General features: G+C 70.8%; 5 protein-coding genes. 1 reads left to right on the forward strand and 4 read right to left on the reverse strand.

Annotated features, from left to right (window positions below; translation table 11 throughout):
• Nucleotides 1-113 precede the first annotated feature (113 nt).
• Entirely contained in the window at nucleotides 114-1,337 is a 1,224-nt protein-coding gene (locus BS75_RS40270; protein WP_152646052.1) for a hypothetical protein, read from the forward strand.
• Here the strand turns inward: BS75_RS40270 and BS75_RS40275 are convergent.
• The 4 genes from BS75_RS40275 to BS75_RS40290 all read right to left on the reverse strand — a co-directional run bounded on the left by BS75_RS40275 (nucleotide 1,332) and on the right by BS75_RS40290 (nucleotide 13,033).
• Nucleotides 1,332-3,929 (reverse strand): ATP-binding protein, encoded by a 2,598-nt coding sequence (locus BS75_RS40275; RefSeq protein WP_152646053.1) that lies wholly within the window; start codon nucleotides 3,927-3,929, stop codon nucleotides 1,332-1,334. The genes BS75_RS40270 and BS75_RS40275 overlap by 6 nt on opposite strands.
• The gene (locus BS75_RS40280; protein ID WP_034091751.1) at nucleotides 3,922-7,302 is read right to left on the reverse strand and encodes a phospholipase D-like domain-containing protein; all 3,381 of its coding nucleotides are present in this window, start codon (nucleotides 7,300-7,302) and stop codon (nucleotides 3,922-3,924) included. The genes BS75_RS40275 and BS75_RS40280 overlap by 8 nt, the downstream gene beginning before the upstream one ends.
• Before the next feature lie 152 nt (nucleotides 7,303-7,454).
• Complete coding sequence (locus tag BS75_RS40285) at nucleotides 7,455-9,203, reverse strand: IS1182 family transposase (protein WP_034091752.1); 1,749 nt, start codon at nucleotides 9,201-9,203, stop codon at nucleotides 7,455-7,457.
• A 56-nt stretch (nucleotides 9,204-9,259) separates the two neighbouring features.
• Nucleotides 9,260-13,033 carry an AAA domain-containing protein gene (locus BS75_RS40290; protein ID WP_156164335.1) on the reverse strand — a complete coding sequence of 1,258 codons (3,774 nt, stop codon included), beginning with the start codon at nucleotides 13,031-13,033 and terminating at the stop codon, nucleotides 9,260-9,262.
• Nucleotides 13,034-13,325: the final 292 nt, after the last annotated feature.

Here is a 13,325-nt window from a genome sequence, read left to right on the forward strand (position 1 = left end):
TGCGCACACCGTGTCCGCAGGCTGTCAGGATGGTGTCAGCCCTGCGATTCGGACCCGTATTCGACTTCCTCGAAACATATCTGACGGTAGCTCATATTCCCTAGCATGGATGGATGGCGGCGCAGACGGATATGCGAGGCGACAGCTCCACTCCTTGCCGGGTCCAGATCCTGGGCCCGCTCCGGATCACGAAAGAGGGCGTGCCCCTCGACGGGACTCCGGCTCCTGCACTGACAGAACTGCTGCTGGTGCTGGCGCTTGCCGTCGGTCCGGTACCGACCCACCAGATCTGCTCCCTGCTCAAGGTGACCTCGGAGACCCTCCACCGCCGAAAGGCCCGGCTGGCGGCCGAGTTCGTTCCTGTCGAGCTCAACGGCGGCTGCTATCTGCTCGCCCCCTCCACCGTCTCCGTCGACGCCCGGGACTTCGTCTCGGCCATGGAGGAACTCCCCGCCGATGCCCCGCCCGACGCTCTGGGCCGCCTGGCCGCGCTCTGGCGCGGTGATCCGCTCGCCCTGTACCGGGACTCCGTGCCCGCAGGACTCTGGGCACCGTTGCTGAGCGCCCGGAACGAACTGGTCCGACGGCTCGCCGCACTTCCTGAGCGGCGCCGTCCGGCACCGGCGATGAGGCTCGCCGCACACTTCCCCGACGACCCCGCCCTGGCCCCGCTGCTGCCCGCGGCTCTGCTGCCGAAGCGGAAGCGACTGCTCATCGTGGACGACACCAGTTCCGACAGGATCGTCCACCTGCTCGGCACCGGCTACGAGTTCGTCGTCCTGACGGCCTGGACCGAGTGGGCTCCGTTCGTGGAAGCGGGTGGGCTCAAGGGAGTGGACGGCGCACTGGTGGACCTCCATCTCAGCAAGTCCGGAGAGGGGCCCGGCCATGAGGGGGTCGCCATCATCAACGACCTGTGCAGGGGTACCGAGATACCCACGGCACTCGTCTCCGTCTTTCCGCCGCCGGATCTGGACGACCGCCAGGGCAGCGTCTTCCTCCCCCGCTACCGGCTGGTGCGGCTGCTCTCGAAGGGCAGGGACGACGAACACCTCACCAGCCATCTGGGCGACCTGGCGGAGCAGTTGGTCGGAGAGGAGCCCCGGCACCAGCTCTGCCGCCTGGAGGCATGGCTGAATTACGCCGCCTACAACTTGGAGGTGCAGGCGGCGAAGCGGCAGCGCCCCGGCGGCCGGCCGGTGGCCCAGCCCTGGACCGGGGAGCACCGACGGGCAAAGGAGGCGGTAGAGCAGGGGCGGCTGAACGAGGCTGTCCGCCTGGTGGACGCCTTCTGCCGACGCTGGACCGATCGCCCCGGCCCCCGCCCGCCGCTATGACCCTGGGGCTGGTACCAGCGGCATCCTGATGCGGACCAGGGCACCTCCTAGCTCCGTCGGTTGGTCCAGGACCTGGAGCGTCCCCCGGTACTCGCGGATCAGTGCCCTCGCGTAGGCCAGGCCCTGGCCGCCACTGCCCCGGGTGCTCAGCCGTTCACCTGCGTTGAGCCGGGCCGCCACCCCCTCGGCGAGCCCGCAGCCGGAGTCCTCGATCTCGATCCTGCACCACCGCCGGCCGTCCGGAGTGGTCTCCTCCGCCGCTCTGATCTCGATGAAGCCATGAGCCGCCCCGGTCTGGTCGATCGCGCGGCGGGCGTTGTCCAGCAGGATCCAGAGCAGGTGCTGGAGCAGCCACCGGTTCGCTCGGACCCGCAGCCGCTCCGGGCAGTCGATGGTGGTGTGGTCCCGTCCACGCGAGTGGATTACCTCCTTGTTCGCCAGACCCGTCAGCAAGGTGCGCAGTTCCTGCGGCTCCGGCGGTCGGAACGCCTGCTCCTGGAGCTCGGTCAGCGGCTGTTGCTGTTGCTGGAGCCGGGTCACCTCCTCGAACTGGCGCCGGCGCTGCTCCTCGTCGTTGGAGGTGAGCATGATCTCCAGGGCGCTCTGGATGTCCCTGGTCAGATTGCCGTTGTAGTGGTCGATCATCTCGGAGATGGTCATGCTGATCGCGACGATGGCCTGCGCGTCCGTTGCCGCCGACCTCTCTCGCAGCGTGTTCAGGGCATCGGCCACACGGGCCTCCGGTGGCGTGTCGCTGCCGTCGGAGAGGAGGTCTCGCAGACCGTTGGCGGGCAGCGCGTACTCCTCACCGCTCCGGGCCAGGAGGTGTGCGGCGACCAGCCGTTCGGCTGCGCCCTCGAAGTCCAGTGACGTCGGCAGCCCGCCACCGTTCGCAAGGGACTCGGCATCGCCGGTCAGCACGACCAGGTTGTTGTTGGTCCGGTCGCCCGCGGCGTACAGCCAGACCACGGTGAACAGCAGGGCCACCGCTTCCTCGTCCTCCGCCAGTTGCTCCATCAGCCGTTTGAAGGTGTGCCGCCGCCAGTCGAGGTCCTGCCGGAAACGGTCGAGCACCGTCAGACGCAGTTCGACCGGGGCCACCGTGCCGCCCGGGCGGGCGCACAGCACCTCCAGCAGTTCGCGCAGCACCCGCCGGTGGCCTCCGGTCTCGTAGAGCAGCGCCTCCAGTGTGGCGTTGCCCGTCCGGAAGCCGAGCAGGTCGAGGAGCCAGGACAGCAGCAGCGCCGGCTTGCGCCCACTGGGCAGTTCCACGCCGCGTCCCCCGCCCGACTCACCGTCCAGCAGCCCGCGCAGGCCGAGCTGCGGGCCCAGCATCCGAAGCAGTGCGATCTGCCGCGCCGGGGCGGCCTCGGAGGTCTCGACGGACGGTCCGGGCGCGGCGAGTCGGAGCAGGTCGGTGCCGGTGAGGAGGGCACAGCCGGCGGGAACGGGTCCTGAGGCCACCGACTCGGGAACCAGCCACACGATCGGGCGGGGCAGCTCGGTGTCCGGCGGCGGCACGGTCGAGGGGGCGATCCACAGGGCAACCCCGGTGCGCTCCAGCAGTCCCAGCGGCGGCAGCCGGTGGTCGCCGGGCCAGTACAGGCGGCTGACCACGCCCTGGCCCTCCGGCCTGGCCTCGGCTGCGGCCTCGGCGCTGCCGATGCACCGGTGCAGGGCGTGCACCAGGCGCCGGGCGGTGGAGAGGGCGGGTGCGACTCCCGGCTCCGAGAGCCTGCTCAGCTCGGACAGCGCGTCGATGAGCTCCCAGCCCGCCGCATCGTCGGCCGACGGCCTCCAGCCGTCCAGCCCCGGGGCGGAGGATCCGACCGTCGAAGCTTCTCGATACCACCCGAGCACCTCGTCCAGGGGGTAGCGGCTCCAGCTCCAGGGGCGGCCGTTCCTGGGCCACCCCCGGGGACCGGCTTCTGGCGGCACGGTCAGCGGTTCGGCGCCCAGCAGCCCTTCGGCGACCCGGAACTCCCCTGCGTCCAGGCACTCGCGGACGGTGTCGCGCACCGATTCCGAGACCTCGCCCTGCTGGGCCAGGCGCTCGAGCAGTTCGGCCCGGCGCGCCGTCTCCTCGTCGGCGGCCTCCTTCTCCCAGCCACGCAGGAGGTCGCGGAGGGTTTCGGTGTCCTCGGCCGCGAGGGTGGCCAACTCCATGTCGGAATAGCCCGACTCACGCTCCGGCCAGCTCTGGACGTCGAGTTCGTGGGCCCGGCGCCGCAGCAGGTGGAGCGACCTGGTCAGGGCTTCGCCGGTACTCCGGCGGGCGGCCTCCAGCCGGTCGAGGACCTGCCGGAGCTGCGCCGTGGGCAGACCCGCCTCGTCGGCGACCAACTGCACTGCCCGGAAGTCCTCCTCACGGAGCAGGTGCTCCACCGCTTCGAGGACGGTCCTCGGCCGGGCCAGTCCCTCCAGCACCAGTTCCGCGAGCTGCTCTGCGGTGACCGGCTGTCCAGCGGCCAGCCGTGAGACCAGCCCCGGGTACGACCAGCGGTCTGGCCAACTTGGCAGCGCCTCGGCGAGGACCCGGTCCGTCAGCTCCGCGTGCACCCCCGACGGCGGCAGGGTTCCGGGTTCAGTCATCGGCGCTGCCTCGGCCGCCCAACGTGATCACGTCGTCGAAGTCGCCGAGAGCGGTCCGGGCGAGGCGCCGCTCGGCTGCCGCCAGGGCGTTGACGGCCTCGCCCAGGACGCCGCGCAGGGGGGTCAGCGTCCGGGCGAGTGCGCGCACTGCCGCCACGTCGCCCGCCTGCTCGAATCCGTGCGCCGCCCGGTCTGCCTCCACCGGGTCGGCGGCCGCCTCCCTGGCCGCGTCCAGGACCTCGGCCAGGCGGCTCTGGTACTTGTCCCTCGGCCTGCCGGTGAGCAGTTCCGCTCGCGGCTGGGCGTAGGCGCGCCAGGTCTCGTCGATCAGCACACCGACCTGCGCCCTGGAGTCCTTGTGGCCGATCGGCAGCTCCACGGCCAACAGCCGGTCCAGCGCGGCAGTGTCGCGGTGCTCCGCCGCCGACTGGAGCCGGGTGAACACTCCGCCGGGGCCGAAGAGGTTGCGGTGCATGCGCACCGCGACTCCGATGTCGACCGGAAGCTGGGCGCCCATGAGCAGCGCGTACTCCAGGCGTCGCCATCTGGCGTCGTCGTCCTCACGGCGCCGGTCCACGGCGAGGGCGCTCCTGACCGCCGGGGCAGCGGGCTGGCAATAGAGCTCCTCCCAGCAGCGGTGCACCGCCCGGCCCAGGGAACTCCACGGGTGGCCCAGCCGAGCCGTCAGGTCGGCCACCACGTCGGCCGCCGAGCCATCCCCCGAACGGAGCAGCTCGGCGGCAGCCACCACCAGCAGCGCGGCCTGTTCGTCCGGCACGGGGTCCGTGTCGGCAATGACCTCGAACAGCACGGAGCCGATCCCCGGGGAATGCAGGGCCGCACCGACGGCTGCGAGGGCTGCCCTCGGGCTGAGGTCGGGGTCGGCCACGGAGCGGCGGAGCGCCGCGGCACCGAAGAAGTCGCCCTGCTCCCAGCACAGTTGCACCAGGCGCCGCTGCCAGCGCTCGATGCGGGTGGGAGGGCAGCCGCCGCAGTGGTCCAGGAGACAGCGGGCCGCCGTTGCGGCTACGATCGCCGGTTCTGCGGTGTCCGCGAGGTCCTCCAGGACGGCCCAGGGGTCGGGTGCGAGGAGCAGCTCGGTGCGGATGATCTCGGCGCCCGCCGCGCCGGGGAGGTAGCGGTTGACCATCCGCTGGCGGATGTTGACGACGACCGGGTCGGCATGGGGAGCGACGTGGACGGCTGAGGAGACCGGCGCGTGGACGCGCACCTCCGCAGGCTCGCCGACAGCGGCGGCGACCTCCGCGGCGATCCGCTCCCCGATGAGTTCGACGCCCAGTTCGGCTCGGCGTCGGTGCCGTCCGAAGGCCGCCCCCCTACTGCCGTCGGTCAGGAAGTCGAAGCTGCCGAGGACCACGACGTCGTCGCAGACCAGGACCCGCCCCGAAGCCGGCCCGAAGTGCAGCTGCCCCGGATGGTCGCGGGCGAGTTCGCGCAGGGACTCGAACCGCTTGCGGGGATCGGCGGCGGCCGGGTCCGGCTGGTCGAAGGCGAGCGTGATCTGCACGCCGTTGCTGAGGCGGGACTGCAGCAGGCTGCGGAACCGCTCGTCCACGGCGTCGAGTCCGGACCGGTCCGTGGCGATCACCAGCCGGTGCTGGGCCGACCGCAGGGCACGCCAGAGCAGATCGAGGTGTGCACTCCCTTCGACGCAGCGCACCGAGGGGAGTTCCCTGGCGGTGGACGAGGCGGTGAGTCCCGCGACGCGGGCCCGCCAGGCGTCCCCCCAGGCGCGCAGGGCGGCGAGGGGCGCATTCTCGTCGTCGGGGGGAGCTTCGGGGAGCATGAGGTCCTGGGCCTGGGCAGTGGCCGGAGGGTGCCCGAAGTCTGCCTCGGAGGTGCACAGTCGCCTGCTCATCCTGCCCTCGGGCACTGTGGAGGCCGCCCAGTCGAGCACTCGCCGTACCGTCGCGCTGCCGCTCCCGGAGTCGGCCCCGGGATTGCCCAGCAGCACTCCGAGCCCGTGAGCGCTGGTGTGCCCCAGGACGGCTCGGTTGCTGACCAGGGCGGCACGGTCGTCCGACACCACGACACTGGCTCCCAGCCGGGCGGACGCGGCCGGGTAGAGCAGCAGACTCTGCCCGTGCTGCCGAGCCAGGGTGCTCAGGGCGATGGAGAGCGGCTTCGACAGGCCGGATCCCGGCTTGTCGCCCCACAGCAGCACGACCTGGACCCGCCGTTCCAGCGCCCGTCCCAGCTCCGGTTCCAGTTTGTTCCAGACGCTGTCGAGAATGCTGGGGCAGGCGAGCACCACCTGTCGCTTCGCCTGCCGCACCAGGTCGACGGCGTGGGTCAGGTGGTCCTCCGCCGGGACCGTCCTGACCTGGATCTCGGCCGCAATCCGGCTGTCCAGGGCCGCGGACACCGCCCGTGCCTCGTCGCAGAGTTCCAGGTGTCGGTTGGTGCGCTGACCTGCGGGGATTCCGACTGCACCCTCGGCGTGGGCAGCCAGCCTGCGGAGCAGGGCGTCCAGCGGCGGCGGGTCGACGGCCCGGCTGGCGGCGGTCGACCTCAGGTTGCGGGCGAAGCGTCCGGCGGGGAAGTCCGCGACCAGCTGGGTCAGCCGCTCACCGGCCAGCTGGTGCCGGTCGGTGGGGTAGTCCCGGTCGACGACGGTGATCTGCACAAGGCCGGTGTTCGGGTCCTCGTGGGTGAGCAGGTCGAGCGGAATCCACCAGCGCTGGGCCGGCGGTTGGAACTCGCGGGCCGTCAAACGGAAGGACAGCACCCGGGGCGGACGCCCGGCGTCGCGTCCTGAGGGTGCCGGAGGCCCGCCGTCGGTACCCTCGCCAGTGTCGTCGAAGCTACGGCCGGAGTCGGTCTGGCGTCGCCTGAGGTCACTTTCCAGGGCGCTCACCAGGTCTGCCCGGGGCGCCCGCTGCGGGTCCGTGGCATCGCATTCGGGACTCATCGCCAGCTGTGGATCGGCGGGTGCTCGGCGGCCGCGGCGCGGCATGACGAGGCCGGTGAGCCGGTCGATCATCAGCTCGCCACGGGCGTCGGACATCTCTGCACCGGGCAGCAGGTGCAGGGTGTCCTCCGCGATGCGGCGATGGACCTCCTCGGTGACGACCACCCCGCCGCTGCCGAAGTCGATTCGGGCGTAGCCCTTCCGCCAGACGTCGTGCAGCAGATCTAGGGTGACTCGGCGGCCCAGGCCGAGCAGCTCGGCCAAGTCGTCCGCCGAGGTGACCCCTGGATGGCCGACCCGGTCCATCTCCATGGCGTCGATCACCCGCAGGGCGGCCTGCTCGATCGGTGACAGGACCTCGCCGTAGCCGACCCTGACCTGCACCGAGAAGCTGTCGCAGGGGATGTGGACGGTCACCGGGGTGCCCTGGGCCAAGATCATGTCCCATCCCCGGGAAGGAGGTCGGCGGCCGACAGTAGAGTGCCGTTCAGCTCGACCGCGCGGCATACCTGGCTCCAGAACCGGCCGTCGACCGGGTCGGAGTCGGCCGTCCGGGGCTTTGTCTCCACCGGGGACTCTGCTGCGCTATTCGGTTATGCGGTGAGTCGGTAGCTGAGGTGGGTGAGTCTGCTGGCGCGTGACAGTGCAGGTGGGGTTCCTTCGGTGCTCCAGTGGGCGTCGAGGCGGATGACGTTGAGTGCGGCGGCGGAGAAGGCGTGCTGGAGACGGACCTTGGGCAGGCCGCGGTAACGGGCCCGGCGGATTCCGGTGACGTCCAGGGCCTGGTTGATGGTGCCCTCGATCCCGGCGCGCAGGGCGTACTTGGCTTGCCAGGTATCGGTCTTCTGCTCGGTGCGGGCGGCGGTCAGTGCCTGGTGGAGCTCGCGGGGCTGGAGCGTGAGCATGCGGGTGCCGCGTCGCGAGGCGGTGCACTGCTCGCGTGCGGGGCAGGGCCGGCAGTCGCTGCGGGCGAAGTCGACGACGATCGCGTCGTGGCCGTGCTGCCGGACCGGGTACCAGCCGCTGCTTGTCCTGCCTTCGGGGCAGCGGACCTGGCGGGCCTTCCAGTCGATGCGGAAGGCGTCCTTGGCGTAGCCGGTGTCGGCCCTGGCCTGGGGCGAGGTGTCGGGCCGGAGCGGGGTGACCATGGTGATGCCCTGCTCGGAGGCGGCCCGGACCAGCGCGGCGGAAGGGTATCCGGCGTCAAGGTAGTGCTCGCCCGGTGCCAGGCCCCGCGTCGCCAGGTTCTCCTGGACCGGCGCGGTGGCGTTCACGTCCGGCACGGTCGCGTCGGTGGTGTACACATCCGTGATCAGCCGCACCGGCAGACGCCCGGGCGACGGCTCACCACCGGCTTCGGCTTCGGCTTCGGCTTCGGCTTCGGCTTCGGGAGGAGCATCGCAGCTCTCTGTCAGATGGATCTTGTATCCGCACCAGAACAGGTCCCCGCCTTTCGCCGCCCAGCGCGCGTCCGGGTCGTACGGAGAGGCGAGGCGCGTATGGCCGGGCGGGACGCCGTCACTGTCGGCCTCCCGCTTGCGGATCACCTCCCGTCCCCGGGTGTCGGTGGCAACCAGGTACGTTTGCACCGTGATCCGCCGCAGCAGCGCAACGGGCTCCAGGGTCCGCAGCACCGGAGGGGCTGTCGGTGCCCACACCGCCCGCAGCAGGGCGACGGCGTCCTGCCCGAACACCGTGGCCAGCCGTTCCCGCTTGACCTGGGAGGAAGGTATCTTCCAACCGTTCACCCGCTCGCCGTAGCGCAGCGCGAGCTCGGGCACGTTCACTGCCTGGGCCAGCCAGGCCGGAGCGACCACCGCCAGCGCTTCCAGCGCCGCGCGCACCGATTCCCCAGCCAGCTCGAGGCGGTTCAGGTCACGCACCGCGCTGATCACGTGCGTGGAGTCCGTGCGCTGCTTGCCCCCGGCCCCGACCAGGCCCTGCCCGCGGCACCAGTCCAGCAGCCGGTCGAAGACCACACGCTCCATCCCGTGCTCGACCAGCCGCGCCCGGAACCGGGCCAGCACACTGTCATCGAAGCCGGTCGCGCCCAGCTCCATCCCCATCGCGTACTTCCAGTCGATCGCGCGAACCGCCATCGCCGCCGCCTGCCGATCCGTCAGGTCCTCGGCGAACTGCAACACCGTGACCAGCGACAACAAGGCCGGCGACAGCCCCGGGGCACCCCGGACCCCGAACGCACCCGCGAACGGCTCGTCCGCGAAGACCTCACCAAGCCTGTCCCGCACGCTCATCGCCAGCGACCCCTGCGGAAACGCCGACCGTGCCACCCGGACCGTATCCGCCGGAATCTCCGGCAAGCCCCTAACCTGCAACGACATCGCACCACCCCCTGCGACCCCACGACAGGACAGTGGCCGCAGAAGCGATCATCCCCTCAACCATCATGCTCATGCAGCGAATTGCGCAGCAGAGTCACCGGGGGCGTGCCGCCCCGTGGCCGGGGCCCCGGCCACGGGGCGGAGCGGGACCGTGTCCGGTCGGCCGCGTCGGATTCCGGTGCGGTGAGTTCGGAGTCGCCGTCCCAGGCCACCACCGGTTCCGGCGTCGGTCCGAACCTGGAGAAGTGGTCGAAGTTGCCGACTATGACCAGGAGTTGGCGTGCCCTGGAGAACATCACATTGATCAGATCCGGGCTTCCAAGATGTCCGAGGCTCGCCCAGGGGCGGCTGCGTGTATCCGCCCTGACCCGGTCCCGCACCAGCGAGACCACCACGATGTCCGCCTCCCGGCCCTGGAAGGCGTGGACCGTCGACAGGTACGGTCCCAGGCCCCTGTGCGCCAGGAGCTGGTTCTGCTTGCGGTAGGGGCTCAGCACGGCAAGGCTCGGGCCGCCGGAGGCAGCACCGGGCGGCACCGGGCGCGGGGCGAGCAGGTCGACGACGGAGCGGACGATCCGTGCCTCGCCCTCGTTGGACCACTGGGGCTCGTCCGCGCAGTCGGGAGAGTCGCCCGTGTCGATCCAGACGAGCGACTGCCCGGCGAGCCAGCGCGGCGTGGTCAACGGGGAGACCGGGACCTCCTCTCCGCCGTGGAGGATGCCGAGGGGGAGACCGTCGTCCTGGATCCGGCCGCTGCGCACCGGGTAGAAAACCCGGCTGACCACTTCCTTGATGGGAACCCGCATACGGTACTGGGTGCCCAGGGTCAGCAGCGGTCGTTCGAGGTTGGCCTTGAGGACGGCAGGCCCCGCCGTCGTCTTGGACCTGTCCGCTTCGTCGTCGAAGAGGGAACGGAACAGGTCGAAGGCGCGGACGTAGTCGTCGCGGCGCTCGGCCAAGTGCCGAATATCCTCGTCCGGATCGTCGGCACAACTGTCCAGGAAGCGGATGATGTCGTTCCGACGGTGGGCGGGAAGCTGCTTGTGGTCGCCGATCAGCGTCCAGCGGGTGCCCCGGCACAGGGGTACGGCCAGCTCCGTCGGCCATGCCTTGGCGGCTTCCTCAACCACCACCCAGTCCACGGTGCTGCGCAGTCCCATGGGGGTGACATTGGCTGAGGTTGCCATCGCACATGTGGCAAAGACCAGGTTCGCCGCCCGACGCAGGCGGTCGCCCAGCTCCGGCAGGATGCTGTCGCCCGTGCCGTCGTCCAGTGCGTGCCGCCACTGCTCCAGGGCCGCAGTCGTGTGTTCGCCGAGCTGGTGGGCTGCGGGTCTCGCGGCGGCCCGGATCCACTCGGCGCGGCGTTCCGCGAGGCGACCGCCCATCCAGGGCTTGATCGCCTCGTCGACCATAGCGGTTCGGGAGACGACTCGCAGGGCCACCCCGTCCCAGCGGTCGGTCGGGCTGCCGTCCTCGTCGATCGCACCCAGCCGCTGCATCACCCGTTGGGCCAGGTTGTCCAAGGCGAAGTTGGACTGGGCTGAGAGCAGTACCCGGTTCCCGGGATACACCGTGAGGTAGCGTGCCACCGCTTCGGCGGTCACCGTCGTCTTCCCGGTGCCCGGAGGCCCCTGCACGGCGAAGAAGGGCTCCTGGGTGAGGATTTCCCGGACGGCGCGCTTGCCGTCCTTGCCGCTCAGGTGCTCGCCGGCCCTGGCCCACCGGTGCGGCAGCATCCTGATCGACCTCGGGCTGCGCAGCTGGCTCAGCAGCGGACGGTTCCCCAGCAGCTCCCAGCGTTCGTCCAGCTGGTGTTGCAGGGCCGATCGAGACCCCCTGTCGTCCAGGGGGCGGATCCAGCCGAACGTCGGCAGCCGGTCCCACCGGTGGACGAGTTCCAGGTCGACCCGGTCCGCTCCTGCCTTGCGCTTGACCAGCGCGCGCACCCCCGGTCCTGCGCGGGAGGGCCTGCCGCGGTCGTCCGCCAGTACCTCCACCTCCGGTAGCAACCCGTCCGGGCTGTCGAGGGATCCGAAGAAATCCCCTAGCGGGGAGCGGAGCCCGCTGTCACGGTACTTGGCCAGCAATGAGGACTGCCGAACCCACTGCTCGTCCCGGTCGGGGTCGAGCTGCACGGTCAGGCCGCCTTGGCTGTCCCCGCTGTTCTCGAAGGCGTAGGTCCTGGCCAGCAGCTCCATGCCCTGATACTCCAGCAGCCAGTCGATCGCCTCTTCGTACACCAGTTCCTGCTCCGAGGAGTTCCGAGTCGGCCGCACCGCGTCGGTGAGCGGCTTCCAGGACGGGTGGCCGACTGCGGTGGCGGCGAACCGCACCGCGTCCATGTCGGTCGGAACGGCCAGGAGTTCGGGCATCTCCCGGCGGAACAGGGTACTGGCCAACGGGGCCAGTTTGGTGCGCACCGCAGGCAAGTCCCGCCGGACCACGTACTTGATCAGCAGCACATTGTCCATGGCCTTGCCCAGTTGGCCGAACCCGGCGGATGGACGGTAGTTGGTGCAGAACCAGGCCGCGTTCGCGCCGAGCAGGAGGTGCCGGGCCTCGCGCCGTTGGGTGATGTCCCGGGAGTCACCCCCGACGAACGGGGCAGCGCCGTGCGGGGAGTGCAGCAGGACGGCGCGGCGGAGGTCGTCTTTGATCAGCTCGCCCAGCTCCCGCCGGCCGGGGTCGGTGTCGGGGGAGTGCTCCAGCCACCCCCAGGCGTAGACGGTGCGTTTGGACTCCTCCGGCATGTAGCCGATGAGATAGGGCTTGTCGGTCTCGTGCGGCTCCCAGAACGCCAGGATCCGCTCGTAGAGCCGGCTCAGTGTTTCCACGACCTCCGCTGCACTGGGCCGTGACCTTGGGACGCTCCAGTCGAGCATGGTGCGGAGCAGTTCGGCCAGCGGCTCCGGGATGTCGCGAGAGCTGGGGGCCAGTCGCGCCAGACGGTGGGCGTTCAACTGTGCCAGGCGGTCGGCGATCTCCGCCGGTCCGGTGCCCGTCGGAATCGAGAGGCCCCCCGGAACCGGGCCGCAGAACCATTCCCAGACAATGGCGGCCAGACTGAAGACGTCAGCGTACTCGTCCTCGAGCAGGGGTACGGGGCCGCTGCCCGGATAGAGGAAGGCCAGCCGCTCGGGCGGGCAGAACTGCACCGACCGCTCCGGCTGGGACAGGTAGAGACCGCGCAACCCGCTCCCCTCCTGCTGCCGGTCCATGACCGAGTTCTGGAACAGGTTGGCCATCAGCGCGCTCATCTCGAAGCGCGCGATCCACAGTTCCGGCGGATCCGAGGTTGTGGCGTCGATGCTCCCCGGCCAAAGGTTGCGGTGGCACACGCCGAGGTCGTGCAGGGCGGCGAGCGCCTCGGCCAGGATCACGAACTGGCGCAGCGCCTCGATCGGCCGTTCGTACATGTAGGGGACTGCGGACTCGTCGGACATGGTCAGGTTCGATCCCCGGGTCACCGCGACCGCGACCCCGAGGAGTTCATTGGCGCCGATGGCATGGGTCACCTGTTGCTCGTCCTGGAAGCCGCCTCCGAGGACTTCCGCCAGGCCCGGACGGCCCGACATACCGACCCGGAGCAGGACCCGGACCTCCTGCTCCCACAACACGCCGCCCAGTTCGGAAACCCCCGAGTACACCTGGATGTCGACTGGCAGCCGGTTGGAGTCAACCACGCGGTAGCGGTAGAGGCAGCCGGGGATCAGCGCCTCGCCGCGCGGTGGGATGCCCGGGCCCTCGGGCGACTCGTAGGGTCCGTACACAGCTGTGCGGGGGGAGCAGCAGAAGTAGTCGATCGCGCGGTCGAGTTGCGCGTCCATGGCCGACATGTGCCCCCCGGTTCGAGTCCGCTTGGTGACCAGTGTGCCCCCGGCGGGAGCGCGAGCAGACACGTTCGACGGGATTTGCCGGAGGCGGATCGGGGCGGCGTGCGTGACGAACTCCGAGAGCGCTGGCGCTGAGCCGCGGCGCGCTGCGTCGGGGGTTTACGGCCGCCTGCCAGCCTCGGCCGCGCCGATGGACCGGCACCGCCCGGTCGGGTGCAGGCTGCCCAGTGAGCAGGCGCTCGCGGAGGCGATCCGGCACGGGATGCTGATCGACCTGCAAATCGAC

The sequence above is a fragment of the Streptacidiphilus albus JL83 genome (genome assembly GCF_000744705.1).
Classification (GTDB): domain Bacteria; phylum Actinomycetota; class Actinomycetes; order Streptomycetales; family Streptomycetaceae; genus Streptacidiphilus; species Streptacidiphilus albus.

What these genes read in the sequence shown, in the direction of transcription:
- BS75_RS40270 (WP_152646052.1), top strand. Translation starts at nt 114, where the DNA reads ATGGCGGCGCAGACGGATATGCGAGGCGACAGCTCCACTCCTTGCCGG.
- BS75_RS40275 (WP_152646053.1), bottom strand. Translation starts at nt 3,929, where the DNA reads ATGACTGAACCCGGAACCCTGCCGCCGTCGGGGGTGCACGCGGAGCTG.
- BS75_RS40280 (WP_034091751.1), bottom strand. Translation starts at nt 7,302, where the DNA reads ATGATCTTGGCCCAGGGCACCCCGGTGACCGTCCACATCCCCTGCGAC.
- BS75_RS40285 (WP_034091752.1), bottom strand. Translation starts at nt 9,203, where the DNA reads ATGTCGTTGCAGGTTAGGGGCTTGCCGGAGATTCCGGCGGATACGGTC.
- BS75_RS40290 (WP_156164335.1), bottom strand. Translation starts at nt 13,033, where the DNA reads ATGGACGCGCAACTCGACCGCGCGATCGACTACTTCTGCTGCTCCCCC.